The sequence below is a fragment of the Archangium violaceum genome (assembly GCF_016887565.1).
Lineage (GTDB): Bacteria > Myxococcota > Myxococcia > Myxococcales > Myxococcaceae > Archangium > Archangium violaceum_B.
This window is the reverse complement of sequence record NZ_CP069396.1, coordinates 8,095,523-8,111,268: the sequence shown is the minus strand read 5'-3', so window position 1 is coordinate 8,111,268 and position 15,746 is coordinate 8,095,523. Positions and strand designations below refer to the sequence as shown.

Annotated in this window: 17 protein-coding genes; 1 reads left to right on the top strand and 16 read right to left on the bottom strand. The window is 69.0% G+C overall.

What is annotated here, in order from left to right; genetic code table 11:
* Positions 1–156 precede the first annotated feature (156 nt).
* On the top strand, positions 157–555 hold the full coding sequence (locus tag JRI60_RS32330; protein WP_204219786.1) for a DUSAM domain-containing protein: 399 nt from the start codon (positions 157–159) through the stop codon (positions 553–555).
* 7 nt (positions 556–562) lie between these two features.
* On the opposite strand, the gene JRI60_RS32325 is transcribed toward JRI60_RS32330, so the two are convergent.
* The 16 genes from JRI60_RS32325 to JRI60_RS32250 form a co-directional block, all read right to left on the bottom strand.
* Positions 563–1,324 (bottom strand): hypothetical protein, encoded by a 762-nt coding sequence (locus JRI60_RS32325; protein WP_204219785.1) that lies wholly within the window; start codon positions 1,322–1,324, stop codon positions 563–565.
* Positions 1,325–1,336: 12 nt separating this feature from the next.
* Positions 1,337–2,998 carry a hypothetical protein gene (locus tag JRI60_RS32320; protein WP_204219784.1) on the bottom strand — a complete coding sequence of 554 codons (1,662 nt, stop codon included), beginning with the start codon at positions 2,996–2,998 and terminating at the stop codon, positions 1,337–1,339.
* 39 nt (positions 2,999–3,037) lie between these two features.
* Positions 3,038–3,247 (bottom strand): hypothetical protein, encoded by a 210-nt coding sequence (locus tag JRI60_RS32315; protein WP_204219783.1) that lies wholly within the window; start codon positions 3,245–3,247, stop codon positions 3,038–3,040.
* A 39-nt stretch (positions 3,248–3,286) separates the two neighbouring features.
* Complete coding sequence (locus JRI60_RS32310; protein ID WP_204219782.1) at positions 3,287–5,257, bottom strand: hypothetical protein; 1,971 nt, start codon at positions 5,255–5,257, stop codon at positions 3,287–3,289.
* Complete coding sequence (locus JRI60_RS32305) at positions 5,254–6,651, bottom strand: hypothetical protein (RefSeq protein ID WP_204219781.1); 1,398 nt, start codon at positions 6,649–6,651, stop codon at positions 5,254–5,256. The genes JRI60_RS32310 and JRI60_RS32305 overlap by 4 nt, the downstream gene beginning before the upstream one ends.
* Complete coding sequence (locus JRI60_RS32300; RefSeq protein ID WP_204219780.1) at positions 6,648–8,192, bottom strand: baseplate J/gp47 family protein; 1,545 nt, start codon at positions 8,190–8,192, stop codon at positions 6,648–6,650. The genes JRI60_RS32305 and JRI60_RS32300 overlap by 4 nt, the downstream gene beginning before the upstream one ends.
* Positions 8,189–8,683, bottom strand: a complete 495-nt coding sequence (locus JRI60_RS32295) for a hypothetical protein (protein ID WP_204219779.1) — start codon at positions 8,681–8,683, stop codon at positions 8,189–8,191. The genes JRI60_RS32300 and JRI60_RS32295 overlap by 4 nt, the downstream gene beginning before the upstream one ends.
* A 48-nt stretch (positions 8,684–8,731) precedes the next feature.
* Entirely contained in the window at positions 8,732–9,142 is a 411-nt protein-coding gene (locus JRI60_RS32290) for a DUF2634 domain-containing protein (RefSeq protein ID WP_204219778.1), read from the bottom strand.
* Positions 9,142–9,792, bottom strand: coding sequence for a hypothetical protein (locus JRI60_RS32285; protein ID WP_204219777.1), 651 nt, complete (start codon positions 9,790–9,792; stop codon positions 9,142–9,144). Before JRI60_RS32285 ends, JRI60_RS32290 begins: the two co-directional genes overlap by 1 nt.
* A 3-nt stretch (positions 9,793–9,795) precedes the next feature.
* Complete coding sequence (locus JRI60_RS32280) at positions 9,796–10,428, bottom strand: phage baseplate assembly protein V (protein WP_204219776.1); 633 nt, start codon at positions 10,426–10,428, stop codon at positions 9,796–9,798.
* The gene (locus JRI60_RS32275) at positions 10,425–10,970 is read right to left on the bottom strand and encodes a hypothetical protein (RefSeq protein WP_204219775.1); all 546 of its coding nucleotides are present in this window, start codon (positions 10,968–10,970) and stop codon (positions 10,425–10,427) included. The genes JRI60_RS32280 and JRI60_RS32275 overlap by 4 nt, the downstream gene beginning before the upstream one ends.
* Positions 10,967–11,857 carry a hypothetical protein gene (locus JRI60_RS32270; RefSeq protein ID WP_204219774.1) on the bottom strand — a complete coding sequence of 297 codons (891 nt, stop codon included), beginning with the start codon at positions 11,855–11,857 and terminating at the stop codon, positions 10,967–10,969. The genes JRI60_RS32275 and JRI60_RS32270 overlap by 4 nt, the downstream gene beginning before the upstream one ends.
* A gap of 1 nt (position 11,858) precedes the next feature.
* Positions 11,859–12,887, bottom strand: coding sequence for a hypothetical protein (locus JRI60_RS32265; protein WP_204219773.1), 1,029 nt, complete (start codon positions 12,885–12,887; stop codon positions 11,859–11,861).
* A gap of 3 nt (positions 12,888–12,890) precedes the next feature.
* Positions 12,891–13,220 carry a hypothetical protein gene (locus tag JRI60_RS32260; protein ID WP_204219772.1) on the bottom strand — a complete coding sequence of 110 codons (330 nt, stop codon included), beginning with the start codon at positions 13,218–13,220 and terminating at the stop codon, positions 12,891–12,893.
* A gap of 1,259 nt (positions 13,221–14,479) precedes the next feature.
* On the bottom strand, positions 14,480–15,352 hold the full coding sequence (locus JRI60_RS32255; RefSeq protein WP_239469826.1) for a hypothetical protein: 873 nt from the start codon (positions 15,350–15,352) through the stop codon (positions 14,480–14,482).
* Between the two features lie 3 nt (positions 15,353–15,355).
* Positions 15,356–15,745, bottom strand: a complete 390-nt coding sequence (locus JRI60_RS32250; RefSeq protein WP_204219771.1) for a hypothetical protein — start codon at positions 15,743–15,745, stop codon at positions 15,356–15,358.
* Position 15,746: the final 1 nt, after the last annotated feature.

Genomic DNA, 15,746 nt, shown 5'->3' with positions numbered 1-15,746 from the left:
AGGGATGGCGGGAGCATTGCCGAGACACCTACGTCCTGTGCAAAAGCCAGAAGAAGCCGCGTTGGGTGGGTCCCTGCCATGACTGTTTCCGGTTGTGTGAGGGCCAGCGCCAATGGCCTTTCCAGATGTGCTGGCAAAAAACGAGGTGATGCAGGGATGGGCGAGCCACATGATTGGGACAGGATTCTCGGGTTGTATGCCAGGGTCGAGCGGAACGAACCGATAGAGCTAGACACTGACGTGCGAGACCTCTGCCGACGAGTGTCGCGAGACGTGGCCATCAGCAATGAGGACGCGGAACGCTCGTTGCTCACACCTGGAGGAGCGGAAACACTCGTGCGAGAGATGCGCCGTCGGATTTTCGAGGGAAGTCGGCGGCTATCCCGGGCACTTGTTGATTCCGCCCGCCACAAAAAAACGGGAGATGTGGCCCGAGCGAGAGCTGTGCTGGAAAGCGTGTTGGCTGTCGAGGTCGTGCCCCTCTACCGTGAACAGGCTCAGGTCGCGCTCGATTACGTGGACGAACCAGAGGACGTGGACGAGCCCGAGGATTAGAATCTCTTTACACGTTCCTCCGCACCTCGCGGATGATGCCGGTGGGCTCGGGCTCGCCCACGGCGATGAGCTGCTCGAGCTGCCCGCGGATCAGGAACTCGGCCTGGGCGCGGAAGAAGGACGTCTCGTGGAACACCTCGGTTCCGCGTGACAGACCCAGCAGCGTCATGACGGGCCGGAGCAGCCGGATACGGACCCCGGACTCGTCAGAGGCCGAGTCATCGAGATTGCCTAGATCCACCGAGGCGACCAGTGCCGCCGCCAGCGCACCCGACAGCAGCTTGTCCGCGGCGCCGTGCTCGCGAGCCCAGGCCCGGGTGACGAGGGTGATTTCACAGGAGCGCCGCTCGAGGAACCCGTGCGCACGCTCCCCTCGCAGGAAGGCGACCACGGCGACGTCGGCCTGCGCGGGAGGCCGGAAGAAGCGCACGGTGCGCCCCTCCAGCATGTAGTCATCCCCCCGGCGCAGCGGGCGGCCTGGAGGTGACTCGACCTCCACCACCTCTCCCTGGACGCCCTTCGGAAGGACGAAGTCCACCTGGCGCCCGTTGGCCGGCCAGCGGTGCGTTCCTCCGAGAAAGGAGGCCTCGCGCAGCGCCGTCAGGTCGTCGCCCTCGGGCAGCGCCAGCTTCAGGCCCAGGGCCGATACCTCGAGCAGCTGAGTGTCATCGGTCGAGGGACCCAGGGAGGGACCGGTCACCACGTCGACATCGTGGGGGATCGCGGGCCGGAGCGCGTCATGGAAGTAGGACTCGATGGAGACCAGCATGGTGGGCCGTCCTCACTTCTGTGGAGGCTGGAACAACGGATGGGCGGTGGTTCGCGGGCTCGTCACGCGCAGCCCGGAGAGGGTGAGCTCCCCGGCGATCCGCGACTGGACGATGACCTCGAGCGGCGGAGGAGCACCGCCCGCCGGACTGACAGGGGGAGGGAGGGCCTCGAGCGCTTTCGCATCCAGGGAGACGAGCCCCGTCTCATCGGGCGTCACGTCGAGGAGCTTGTTGCCCCAGCGCAGTTGCACGCGGGGAGGAGGCGGTGGCTCGGTAGCGGGCGCTCGCAGGCGCGGACGGGAGAAGGCCCAGGGTCCCCCCGTTCGCGGCAGCCAGGGGCCGGTGTCGCCAGTTCGGTAGAGCGCGGTGCGCGGCACGAGCACCCCCGAGGTGGGCGCGCTTCCTGGCTCGCCCAGACTCCAGAGGACATCTCCCTCGGTGACGGTGAGCACCGCCCACCAGGTCGTGCCGTCGAGCGCGAGGGGTTCGGGCAGATCGAAAGGAATCCAGCGATAGGGCCAGGGCGCGTCGTCCTTCTCCTCGATCGCGAGCTCCAGGGTGGCGCCCTTCAACGGCTTCTCCGCCGGACGGTCGTGCGCATCGGGGAAGAGACTCAGCGTGCCCTTGACCGCGCGGGTGAGCGGGCGCAGGTGGAGGTCAATCCCCACGAGCGAGCCCCCCTCCGAGGGCGGAGAGAACGCCTGGGCGGCGGCGTATCCGGAGCCGCACAGGTGTGCCAGGGAGGGAAGGGGAGGCGGCCGGGGAGCGAGCGGGAGGTGCTCGTCGCGAGGTTGATGCCGCACGAGGAACCGCACTTCCCTCAACCCCTGACCCGGCACCTCGTCGATGCGGGCGATGACCTCTCCGTCGCTGGCGATCGGGAGCCGGAGCGACGCCTCTCCGCCACTCCACGTCCGGACGACCGTGGCGGTGTCCAGGGCGAGGTGGAGCCGCTTGAGCTTGCCGGCGGAAGAGGAGCGCAGGGTGACGGTCACCCGGCCGCCCTTCAGGTCCGCGGGCCAGACGTGCTGGAGGGCGGTGCTCAGGTTGTCGCCCAGCGTCATCTCCTGGAGCGGCTGAAGCGGCGTTGCCTGATGGAAGAACATCACCCCCGGCTCGACGAGCACCGTCAGGTCCGAGGGGCGCGCGGCGGCCTTCACCACCACGCCCGAGAGCTTCGTAGCGGCCAGCACTTTCGGCGCTGTCGGACCCGAGGTGCTGGTGGCATCGACGAGCTCCACCATCAAGCGGCTCGCCATGATGCCCGGGAGCGATTGCCCGGTGCCCCCGAGCGCGACGGTGTCCGAGGGCGTGGGCGGGTACCACGGGCCCCCCTCGGCGACACTGAGCCGGCCCTTGCCCTTCGGTGTCTCGGCGGTCTGGATGACGAGGGACGTCAGGGGCCGGCGCGTGCCCCAGTCCAGGCTGAACCATTCGATGGGCTCGCTCGCCGAGAGCTGGTTCTTGCTGGTGCTCGTGGCGAGGGTGGCTCCGGGGACGAGGTCCACCGTCTCGTCGTCCCCGGGGGCCTGGAGCGTGAGCGAGGCGCGCAGCAGCTCCACGCCGGGAGGAACGTCGAGCACGATGGACCGGCCCGAGGGTCCTACCGGCATCAGGTTCGGTTCGGCCTTTCCGCTGTCGTCCAACCTGGCAATGACTTGCGCGTCGCTCATTGGGATTGTCTCGTGGAGGGTGACGGTGGGGTCAGGCGCTCAGCTCGCCGCCGGCGGGATGCCCGGCGCGTCCTCCGCGGGCTTCGGATCCGACTCCTGCAGCTCCTTGAGGACCTGCATGGCCCCCTCGATGCGCAGCAGCGTCTGCGTGAGGTTGGCCCGCCGGGCCTCCAGCTCCGCGAGCATCTTCTGGCCGGACTCGTACTCGGACTTCAGGGTGTTCATCCGCTCTTCGATCGTGTGCTTCATGGTTCTTCCTCTCGTTCACGTGCGTGACGCCACGAGGGCTCACGGGCCAATCACAATGAATTGGAAATCACGGTTGGTGCCGTTCCCGCCCCCATCTCCGGTCTTGATCCGCGCCTTGGTTTCGTCGATGAGGACGACCACGGCGTTGTCCAGGGTGTTTCCACCCCTCCCGTCGCCGGTGTACTGCTGGGTGGCGACGACCGTGGGTGGGCCGTTGAACCTCCTGCTGAACGTGATGTCGCAGAGGCCGCCGCCAATCCATGCGGCCGAGAAGCCAGCTCCCACGATGCCACCGCCCGCCCGGACGGATCCCCGGATGATCCGCGACTGCTCCGGGCTGGCCACCGCCAGGGCGTCCTGGCTCTTGATGTAGAAGTTACGCGCGGCGGCATCGACGTAGTCATCCACGGCGAGGTTGCCGTCCCGGAAGTGCAAGCAGCCGTTGGTGGCGTCGATACGGCTCCAGTGGCGGCCGGCGTGGTGGAACCGGAGGCTGGGAACGACATCCGGGGGATTGGTTCCCGCGCTCTGGAACAGCTCGAGGAAGAGGGCCTTGCCTCCCTGGGCGATGCTCCGCTCCAACACCATCTGAGCGCTGTTCACCCGGGCCCTGACCGACCCGGTGCCCCGGGCCTGCAGGAACAGCTCCTGGTTGGGATTGCTACCGGTGGCGTAGAGGGTGTTGTAGCCAATCCCGACGCCCTGTGTGCCATTGGAGTGCCGGAACTCGACGCCGTCGGCCTCGCCGAATTCACCCGTGACATACAAGGCCCGGTTCTGGGGGTGGGCGCCCGAGCGGGGGGCGTTCTGGATGTCCAGCTTGGACCCGGGGGCTGTCGTGCCGATGCCGACATTGCCTCCGGCGCTGATGTGGAGCCGCGGGGTTCCGAAGCCTTGCCCGTACTCGGCATCTCCGCCGTCCTCGGTGATCTGGAACCCGGTGGCCTTGTCTCCCGTTTCGCCACGCAGATGCCAGTTCTTGTTCCGGCTGCGCAGCATCATCGCGGCGCCGTCGTTACCTCCCGTGGTGCGGAGCACGAGCGCGACCCCCCAGGAGTTGCCTCCCGTCTGACGCACCTCCATGGTGGCGTGGTTGGCAGTGGAGCCCGCGTAGTCGACCGTGAGCTTCTTGGTGGGGTCCGTCGTGCCGATGCCGACGTTGCCATTCCCGGACACCCACAGCTTGTGATCGTCCGGTCCGTTGAGGGCCACGGAGAAGGCATTGTTGACGCGCGTCCCGACATCCCAGAAGGCCCCGTTGGGGACTCCGCCACTGCGGCCGTAGCGGATGGAGGCCCGGTTTTCCCGCCAGGTGACGTGGGGGTTGGAGAGCATGATCCCCGCCGCGCCCCCGGAGCCGATGGTCACGAACTGCGTGTTTCCGTCACCCCACTCGGCCGTGGTGTTCACGACGAGCTTGTTCCAGGCTCCCGTCCCCGGCACGGTGACTTCCAGCCGGTTCAGGGCGCGAACCGTTCCGGACCCCCGGGCCTTCAGCATCAGGTCCTGGTTGTCATTGGTTCCGGTGGCGTAGACGGTGTTGTAGCCAATCCCGACGCCCTGTGTGCCATTGGAATGACGGAACTCCACGCCATCGGCCTCGCCGAACTCACCCGTGACGTACAGGGCCCGGTTCTGGGCGTGCGTGCCCGTGCGGTTCGCGCCCTGGATGTCCAGCCTGGCCGCGGGGGCCGCCGTGCCGACGCCCACGTTCCCGGCGACCGAGAGCGAGCCGGAGATGTTGCCTCCGGAAGACAGCTTCTGCTTGTCCAGGGCGTTGAGCCGCTCGAGCACGTCGACGTTCTTCACCGTCAGCCCGACCGCGGCATCCACCTGATTCACCTTCAGGGTGGCGGTGGGCGAGATGCTGCTCCCGTCGAGCAGCGCCCCGGAATCTCCACCCTTGTGGGTGTGCGTGCGGACCTCCTCACGCATCTTGCTCTGCATGTTGTTCCAATCGTCCGCGGTGATCGGATCGCCGGGATCGGCCTTGTAGAAGGGCTCTGTCATGGCTTGAACCTCGAGGTGTTGAAGCGGGTGTGATCGAAGAATCCGGACCAGGTGAGACGGGAGTCATCGAGCTCCCCGACCTGCTCCGTGAGGATGAGGTTGGGGGCGACGGCGATGGGGGAGTCGGTGGCCCGGGCCTCCTCGGTGAAGGACGTGGCGAGCTCCATCAGGGCGGGGCTCTCGCCCAGGGAGACCTCTTCCGCCGGCATCGGCAGGATGAGCTCGATGCGCCAGCGCACCCCGGCGGCCCGGCCGTAGGTCAGCGCGGCCGCGAGCTCCCGGACCAGGCCGGGCAGTCCCGGCACCGTGCCATCCTCGCCGGGCACCTGGAGGTGCGGTGGCACGTAGTCCACCGGGATGCTCAGCGTGAAGGTCGCGGGAGCGAGCTCGATCCAGTTGAACTGGAGGTCGGCGCGAGGCGAGGGCTTGCCTTCAGGGATCAGCGCCAGCGCCTTGTCCAGCTCCAGGCCCGGCGTGCCCCGGAGATAGGACGTGAGCTTCGCGCGCGTCAGCGTCTCGTAGCTCCAGTGATTCCTTCCCGGCACGAGCGGGGGCAGCTCGTTGTCCTGCTTGAACACGGCGAAGCGGGAGTCCGGGGCATTGAAGCGGGCTCGCGGGCCCTGGTCCTCCCTGCCCGAGAAGCGCGTGGGATGCGCCACGATCACCGGCTCCTTCACCGGGCGGCCGTCGAGCAGGGGGACGTACTTGTCGCGCAGCGTGAGGGTCTGTCCCTTGGGAACGAGCCCCAGGAAGATCACATCGAGCCCGGACTCCTCGTGGTGCAGCAGGGGGATGGGGATGTCCGCCTCGGCCGCCTTCAGGCAGATCTCCGGGATGGCCTCCTCCAGGCCGTTGTTGGTCGTGAGGAGCTGCTGTCCCGCGCCGATGCCGAGGAACCGGGTCGAGGCGGGCGTGAGCGGTTTGTCGGCGAGGGTGACGCGCATCTCGCGCGTCGAGCCATCCGCCTCCGGCACCTGGAAGGTCCCGATGGCGATCTCACCCTCCCAGGAGAGCTCCGGGGGCTGCTGGGCCATGTACACCAGCGACACCAGCCCGAGCAGCGACGGGGCGGTGCTCAGTCCGGTGCGATGCAGCTCCACGAGCGCGGCGATGCGCTGGCGGAAGTAGGTGTCGCTCTCGCCCCGGCGGGGCACGAGGCCGTAGAGCGCGCCCAGCCGGCCCAGCTCGCTCGCCGCCTTGACCGAGAGCGAGTCATCCGGGCGGAAGCCCCGCGCGAGCGTGTACCACCGCGAGCGCATGAGGCGCGTCAGCCAGAGCTCCATCTGGCCGAGCTCCTGACCGAGCGTCTCGAAGAAGAGGTTGAGCTGCCTGCCCGTCTGGAGGACTGGCGGGAGGTAGCCCACCATCCGTCGTGCGCGCTGTTCCGGTCTCATCCCAATCCCACCATCTCGGCGCCGCCGAGCTCCATGCGCGTGCCCTGATCGAGGGTGAGGGCCGCCTGCTTCCCGCTGGACTGCGCCAGCACCTGGGCGAGGCCGTCATCCGGGGTGACCACCGCGGAGAGCAGCTGCTCCACCTCGGCCTGCTGCTTGAGCGTCATCTGGAGGTCCTCCCAGAGGATCGCCTGGGGCTTGTTCGTGGCCTGCGCCTCCTTGGCGAGCCGGGCCGCGTACTGCTCCACCGCGCCGCGCAGCGCCTGGCGGATCTGCTCGGGCGTGCGCGGATCGGCGCGCCGGGCGGAGACGACCAGGTCGATGCGGTAGATGGACGGCCGCAGCCGGGAGATGAGCGGTGGCTTCTTCTCCAGGTCGATCGCCACCGTCTCGAGGTTGTCGAGCCGCCAGTCACGATCGGGCCCGTACTCCCGGCTCTTCGCCTCGAGGACGAGCGCGGACTTCTGGGGATCGTCCCGATCGACACCCCAGACGTAGGTGAGCACGCGCAGGCCGTCGATGTGGCGGACGGCCGGGTTGGCGTAGAGGACGGCCTCGAGCTTGCGGCGGCGCACCGTCTCGCCCGCGGGCAGACCCTGGGCGAAGCGGGAGAGGGATTGCTGGAGCTCGCGCCGCAGTCGGTCGAACGCGGCCTCGTCCACATCCGGGTCCGCGGGCTCAATCTGGAGCTCGACCTGGAAGTAGATGGTGCGCGCGTACTGGAGCCGCACCTGGATGCCGGCGGCCTTGGAGCCACGGATGGCGTCCCAGACCCGCTGGACGCCGCTGGGGTCCTGGCTGAAGTCGGGATCTCCCACCAGCACGTCGACCACCCCGGCGGGAGCGTCTGGCGGCTCGCGCACGGTCACCCGCTGGACGCCCTGCTGGCGCACGGCGGAGGCGATGGCCTCGAGCGTGCCCTTCTCTCCATCCCGCAGGGCGGTGCGGGCCCGGGCGCGAAAGCTCTCGTCCGTCTCGTCCTCTCCGGTGCGACGGATGGGAGCGCGGTTGGTGACGGCCTCGATGCCCAGCACGGGCCGGGGCATCACGATGAGCTTTCCGGGATCGATGACGGGGGGCGCCTTCTTCGCGTCCTTCGCGTCGTCCTGGACCTGCTGCACCCGGACGGTGACCCGCGTCTCTCCCCGGCGGAGCGTGGCGTCCTCCAGGGTCTCGAACAGGGGCAGGGGCGTGGAGTCCGAGGGCAGACCCGTCACCAGCCGGCCCGCGGGAATGCCGATGTCATCCGGCGCGGGCGAGTTGCGGCTGAACTCCACCTCTCCGGTGAGCCGGCCCGCCCGGGCGCGGTCGATGCCCAGCACGGCCACGACGTTGTCCAGGGCATCGCCCTCGGCCGTGTCGACATAGCCCGAGCGGTGGGCGAGCTCGAGCATGACGTAGAAGGTGGCCATCTCCCGCGCGTAGGACTCCGCCAGGGTGCGCGCCATGCTCCCGGTGTTCGTGTCGAGACCCGGCCCGAGGTTCGACAGCAGCCGGTCGACGATGGCGCTGAACGAGGTATCGAGCGATTCGAGGCTCAAAACGTGATCTCCCAGGTCATCTTCATGACCATGTTGGCGCCACGGTTGACCTGCGCGAACTGCACGCGGTTGAAGAGGATGGGGGCGGTGCCGTTGCCCTGGGTGATTTGAATCCCCGCCTCGGAGAGGGCCTGGGGTTTGTCATTGGCGGCCAGGGCGGGGACGGGCAGGGTGGCGGACACCGTGGCCCGGACGACGCTCGCCCCGTCGCGCGTGATGACCTCCACCTTGGGAGAGGGATCCACCGCCTCGTCCACCCTGGTCTTGAGCGCGGTGTCCGCGATGTTCGCGGCCTCCACCCCCGTGCCCACCGCGATGGCCCAGCGCGTGGGCAGCGCGTTCACCTTTCCCAGCAGCAGGTTGGCCAGCAACTGCTTGCCCGCCGTGGTGATGAGGTTGTTGACCCGGCGCTGCTCCACCAGCGCTCCGCTCGTGTCGAGCAGCTCGATGGTCAGCACTCCGTTCATGCCTGGCTTTTCACTGAGGTCCATGGTGCTCTCCCGAAGTCGTGTCTTGGATTGAATGACGGCCGCTCGTGCTCACCCGAGGTCGAGCGCGAGGCCCAGCTCCACTTCGTCGCCAGTGATGGCCCGGACGCTGGCCCGCACATCCACCGCTCCCGGCAGATCGGGACGGGCGCTGACGCGCAGGGACGTCACCTCCTGGACGCGCGGGTCCTCCTTGAGCGCCTGGCGCACGTAGCGGCGCAGCAGCTCGAGGTTCTGGCGATCCAACGGCTCGCCGATGAGGTCCGCCACCCGGCTGCCGTAGCGGCCATGGCCGAGCTGCTCCAGGTGCCCCCGGTAGACGATCAGCCGCATCGTCAGGGCCTGGACGAGGTTGTCCTTGCCGCTCACCGTGGCCGCCCCGGTGTCGGTGCTCCAGTCGAGGTCGATCTCGCCCGTGTCCTTGAAGGCCAGCTTCAAGTCTGTCTTCAGCTCGTCCGCCATCACACCAACCTCCCGGGCCCGGCGGTGGCCGCGGGCGTGCACGGAATGCCCGGGGTCACCTTGAGCCGCGTCATCATCTGGGTGAGCGCGTTGGACAGCGTTTCGGCGATGGCTCCGGCCAGGTCCGGGGCGTTCTGCCCGCGCATGCCTCCCGATTGGAGGAAGCCCAGGACGATGGGCTGGAGCATGGGTTTGGCGGGTGCCGCGCCCATGAGGTTGCCCGGAGCCGTGGTGGTGAAGCCGGCGATGGCCATCCCCGGCGCGACCTTCACCTGCGTGGTGAAGAGGGTGAGCGCCTGCTCGATGGACTGGGCGATGGCCTTGGCCAGCGCGCTCTGCTTCTCACCTCGAATCTTGTTCGAGGCGAGCATGCCCATGGCGATGGGCTCGATCATCGACGCGCCGGGTCCGCCCGCGGGCGGGGGCAGCAGCGTTCCCGGCCCCGCGGTGCTGCCGGAGCCGGCCGGAGGGGGCGCCGCCGCGGGGATGCCGGGAGCCACCATGGCCAGGGACACGAACAGGGTGAAGGCCTGTCCGCAGGCCTGTCCCAGCGCGGCCGCCAGGTCCGGGGCGTTCTCGCCCCGCAGGCTCGCCGACTGCATGGCGCCCTTGGCGAGGTTCTCGATCTCGGATGCGCTCGGTGCGGGCATGGCTCACTTCGCCTTCACGCTCTGCGAGCCCTTGAGCGCCTCGCCGGTGAAGTAGCACTTGTGGCTCTTCTCGGTGATGACGCCACTGCCACTGCTGCCCAGGTCGATGTTGCCGGACGCGTCGATCTTGCAGTCCTGGCACTTGAGCTCGACGTTGCCGTCCACCTGGATGGTCAGGTCCGCCTTGCCCTGGATGGTGATGACGTCGTCCTGCTTGATCGTCACCACGTTCTCCCCGGCGGTGAAGACGATGGACTGGTCCTTGTCGATGGCGATGGAGGTGGTGCCCCCCGGAGGCGCCACGACGCGCCACTCGTCCGCCTCGTGGACGGGCGGGTTGACCTCGTCCGAGTAGAGCCGGCCCACCACGATGGGGCGGTTGGGATCCCCTGCCACGTAGGAGATGAGGACCAGCTCTCCCGTACGCGGCGCGCTCACCATCCCGATGTGCGGGGTGACGATGGGCACCTTGCGCAGCTCCACGTCGCTCTCGCGCAGCTTCACGTTGCACTCGAGGTTGTTCTCGTCCCCGTCCGCATGGGGGAAGGAGCTGGTCACCACGCCGATGTCGCCGAGGCGCAGGCTCGCGAGCTCGTCGCGGATGAGGGCACGGATGATGGTCACGAGGTCGCTCATGGAATGGCTCCGGCGGGAAGGAGGGACTTGTTCGCGGTCGCGGCGGGGGCCGCCGCCGGGGCATCGAGCTTCTGCTGCATCTGCCGAAGCCTGTTGGCGAGGCCCTGGACGGACTCCCGCAGGTGCACGATGGACTGCTCGGGCAGGTAACCCTTCAGGATGATCTCGGCACCGCGCCGGATCTTGTCCGCGAGATCGATCGCCGCCCGGGATGCGTCGACCACGGGCGCCAGTGAGCCGAGCCCCATGTCCCGCATCTCCTGACCCGAGCTGCTCGCCAGCTCCTTCACCTGCTCGAAGGCTGGATCCAGGGTTTCGAGGAACGCTGGGATGCGCGCCACCTGCTCCAGCTTCTCGATCCACCCGACGAGGATGTCGAGCACCCGGGCGAGCGCCTGGAGCCCGACCTTCACCGGCTGGCCGATGCCGAGCTTCTTCACCAGGTCCACCAGCGCCTCGACCGTATCGGTCTCGAGCAGCTCCTTGAGCGCGGTGATGAGCCGGGCGATGCCGTCGATGATGTCCGCCGTGGTGGTGCTCACGGGTTGGCCCCCATATCGAGCTCCTTGAAGGGCCCGAGCGGATCGAAGTTGCCCACCGCATCGCCCAGGGCCGTGGCCTCGTCGACCACGCGCTTCAGCTTCGCGAGGAAGTCGCCCGCGCCGGCGATCGCCTTGACGAGGCTGAGCGCCGCGCCCAGGTCGATGCCCTTGAGCTTCTGCATGAGGTTGACACCCTCGGCGGCGAGCTTCTGGATGAAGCCGCCCAGGCTGCCGGAGTTCTTCAGCGAGTCGAGGAAGCCACCGACCGCCCCGGGATTGGTCTTGCCGAGCGCGCCGACGAGGTTGCCGAAGTTCTCCCCGCTCAGCTTGTCCTGGGTCTGGGTGACGACGGAGCCGAGCTCGTCCGGGCTCAGGTGGGCGAGCACCTCGGGGTTGCTGTCGACGGCCTCCATGAGGGAGTCGGGGTTCTGCAGCACGGCGGCGGCGTCGGTGGAGCCCTGGGCCCAGGCGGCGGCATCCTCGGCGGCGGCCTCGTCCACGGCGGCGGCGCCCGCGTCCTCGGAGGCCGGCGGCTCCACGTACTCCTTCACCTTCAGGAAGAAGCTGTAGCGGCTCTCGTGGCCGGCGAGCTGCTTCACCTGGAAGTCGGCGATGAGCACGTCCGTCAGATCGGCACCGGCGATGGCGTCCGCGGCGAACGCCATCGGCGTGGCCTTCATCTGCGCCTGGCGCAGCTCCTCGAGGGCACCCTGCGTGTCCTCGCCCAGGAGGATGCCCTCCATGACGACGGTGACGGGCTCACGGCCGAGGTCCTGGAAGATGTTGCCCGACTGCCCCGGCACGCGCTGCTGCACCAGGTTGCGGGTGTCCTCGGTGTAGATGTTGGTGAGACCGATGAGCTCGATCTTTCCAATGCGTACGGGCATCTCAGAACTCCATCCGGGTGACGAAGCCCGACCGGGCATTCAGCGTGTGCCGCACCGCGCGCACGCGGAGCACCTTGTCGGAGGCCAGCGCATGCACCGCGTGCGTGGCGGGGATGTCATCGAACTTCACGAGGTCCCCCGGCTTCACGGCCGGGGCGCCGAGCACCACGGCGAAGCCACGCAGGGCGCGTGAGGCCAGCGCCGTCATCCGCGCCTGGGCCTGGGCGGTCGCGTCGTCGCCGGTCCGCACCGCGCCGTCCCGCACCTCGCGCGAGCGCTCACCCTCGCTGCCGGATTGCACGCTGAAGTCCGCATCGGCGGCGGCCTTGCCGCTGACCGACGAGAGATCGGCGACGAGCCAGTGGGACTTCTCGGAGCCCTGGGTGCTCGCGGCGCCCTCGCCCCAGACCTCCACGCCGTCGTAGGCCAGCGGAGTGCGCAGGAGCTCGATCTTCAGGACCTGCTCCCGATAGACGAAGGTGTGGTCCGGCCCGCCCTGCTTCGGCGCGGCGAAGTGCACCTTGCCCTCTCCATCCGTGTACACGTCGAAGCCGCACTGCTCGGCCAGACGGTGGATGTGGCGGAGCGCCCTCGGTCCGCGGTGGAGCACGTAGCTTGTGAACGTGGGACCGTCCTCGACGGTGCCCGCGGTGGCTCCGGCCTGCTGGACCAGCTCGCTGACGATGGAGCCGGCCGACGTCTGCTCGTAGGAGCCGCTCACGTCGATCCGGGCGAGCTTCGCCAGCGCATCGGTGCCCACGATGAGGGTCGTGTCCGGCGAAGCCTTCGTCTCCAGCACCGTGCCGGTGAAGACCGTGACGGCGCCGTTTCCGTCGTCGAGGGAGACCGTTGTCTCGTCCCCGGGCGCGGGTGGCTCCGAGTCCGAGGCCACCAGCTCCAGGTAGCAGCGTCCACCGACACCATCCATGGTCAGCTCGCTGACGATGGAGCGGACGTACCCGTTGCCCTGGCCGGCCTGGCTCGAGGCCTGGAAGGAGCCGATCGTCACTTCGTAGGCGATTCCAGCCATGGCTCAGACCTCCAACCCATGACGGCGTGCCGTCTCGCGAAGGATGTCGACCAGCGCGTCCTCCAACGTGCGCCGGTCCAGGCCCTCCTGGGGTGCGGAGGGATCCAGGTGGACGTTGACGTTGAACGTGTTGCGCACGGCGCCGCTCGGAGGAGCCGTCACGGTGCTCGCGGGAGTCGAGGCCCGCTCCACGGTGAGCGCGGTGTGCGTGAGCTGGTGGGCCTGCTCCCAGACGGGCGACAGACCTCGCGTGACCTGCTCGGCGAGAGCGGCGGGGACTGCGCCGGGCCGAGGGCCGCTGATGCCTTCGGAGGTGGGGAGCGGCGAGGTCACGGGCGCTCGGGAAGCAGGGGACTCGAGGGCCGGGGATGCGGGGGACTCGGGAGTCGGGAGGAACGTGAGACGGGTCCTGGGGCTCGCGCTTCCGCCCGACTCCGGCCCGGAGCCAGACGTGGCGGCGCGGGCGGCGGTGGGCTCGATGGAGGAGGTGGGTCGGAGTTCCTGCCCGGTGTCGACGTCCTGCCGCGAAGAAGCGCGGGCGGGGGGCTCGGTGGATGACTCGGCGCGAGGGAGGATACGGACGACGCGCGGGCCTGGCGTGCTCCGCACATCCGCGCGCTGTGCGGGCGACGGAGCAGCCTGCTTCCGAGACCCGCTCTCTCCAGCCGAGCTCGGGAGAGGGGACAGCGCTTCAGTTCGAGCCACGGATGCGGATGCCGGTGGCACTTCAGCGCGGGCGACGGAGGGCGAAAGCGATGACGGGGCTTCTGCACGGGCCACGGAAGGAGAAGCCGGGTGTGTCTCGGCGCGAGCGACGGAATGCGAAAGCGATGGCGGAGCTTCGGCGCGAGCGATGGCCGGCGACGCCGGGAGCATTTCGGCACGGACGATGGAGGGCGAAGGCGATGACGAAGTTTCGGCCCAGGCAGGGGAGGGCGCGGTGGACGGAACCGATGCCTTCGCTTGAATGCCGGGGGGCTGGCTCGAGGTGGAGGAATGGGTCGTGTCCTCGAGGGGCACGAAGGGGCGCGAGGTGCTCGAAGTTGGGGCTTCCGCACCTGGTGCGGTACGAGGCAGGAGCCGAACGATGCGCTTGTCGCGCTCCTGCGCACCCGGAGTGACGGCGCCTGTCCGCGCCATGGGGTCGCTGCTCCGGACCTCCGCACGAGGAGCGGACAGGGGACGCGAGGTAACAGGCGCGCGTGTTCCAGCTTCCGTGATTGCGTCCTGGATGGAAGGGGCCTCGGAGCCAGCCGGGAGTGGATCGAGGCTCCGGATCTCGGCACGCGAGGTGGCGGGCTCGGATGAGGATCTGCTGACGGTCTCCATGCCGACAAGGGAATGTGATGGGGACAGGGTCTGCGTGGCCTCCGCCGTCCCGGCACGCGAGGTGGCGGCGGGCGACGAGCCAGGCTCCGTTCGCGCGCTCACCTGCTGCTCGGAAGCAGGCAACTCCTGAGTGCCTTCGGTGCTGGTGCCGGAGGGCTCCTCGGGAAGCCGGGTTCCCAGTTGCCGCGCGATGTCTTCCATCACCCGGAATGCCGGGCGGGAGAGGAATGAGACGATTCCCAGTGTCGTGGTGTTCGCGCGCATCACCCTGCCTCCACCTGGATCACCACCGCATCGGGGTAATCAGCGAGCCCCGGGGTCCGAGGCGCCGCCGGTGACGGAGCCGATGCCTCCGTCACAGCCAGAATCGAGAGCAGCCGGTCGATCTCCGCCGCCGGTGCCTCCCACACCTGCGAGGGCGTCCACCCGAGTGTCCGGCACAGGAGCAGCGTCATTCGCGCCAGCGCCTGGCCCCCGGCATCGGAGGCCCTCATCTTCTTGTCCTCGTCGCGCTCTCCAGCCGTGTTGAGCGCGACGACCGCGTCGAGCAGCGCGGCCGTGGTGGCTCCGTCCAGCATCGACAGCTCCACCCCCGCCGGCTCGAACGCCACGACGGACGCGGCGAGCATCGCTCGCAGATAGCGCTCGAGCCCGAGCTCCCGGGAGCCATCGGGACGCGCGGTGAGGCTCTGGCCCATGGCCCTCGAACGCTCCGAGAATGTCCACGGCCGGAGCCGGGCGCGGATGGCTCCGATGCGCAGCCATCCGTCAGGTCCCACGCCAGAGGTTGGTTCCCGGTCTCCACCGGTGGCCCACCACAGGGCCAGGGGTGCCAGCTCCTCGTGGAGCGGTTCCGGCACACCGGAGTCGCGCAGCACGTCGCGCGAGAAACCTTCGTGATCGAAGCGGAGCCCGCGCTCATCGGCCCAGGCATGCCGGTCGAGCGCCCGCAGGTGCTCGTCGAACCCCCAGCGGCGCAGTTGGACGCGCTCCCCCGAGCCCGTATCCACCCGCACCACGTGTTCGTCCGGGCCCTCGAAGTGGACGGAGAAACACCTGCCGTCCACCTCGATGCGGGAGGCGGCCGGGGTGCCGGCCTCCTCCGTGGCCTCCATGTGCGCGGGCTCCGCTCCCATGGACTATTCCTCGCGCACCCGCGTGGCGGTGAACGCGTAGCTGGTGGCCGCGCTGCCGTGCGCGTCCAGGCGGAAGGACTTGCCCTCCACGAAGCAGTCGTCGAACGACACCGTGCGCGTCTCGTCGTTGCCCTCGGTGCGCTTGAGGCTCGCGACGAGCTGGAACTTCGCGCGGTTCTGCAACAGCGTGTCGAGCTTGACGCTGGCGGAGCGGATCACCAGCTCGCCCTGCACGGTGCGCAGGCCGAAGATGACCTCGACCCGCTCGTTGGAGCCGATGGCCCGGATGTCCTCGCGCTCGGTGACGACGCGGAAGACGAGCGACTGGAGTCCCTCGACGGCCTCACCGTCGACGAGGATGCTGCTGCGATTGGCGGAGAATACCGTTGGCATC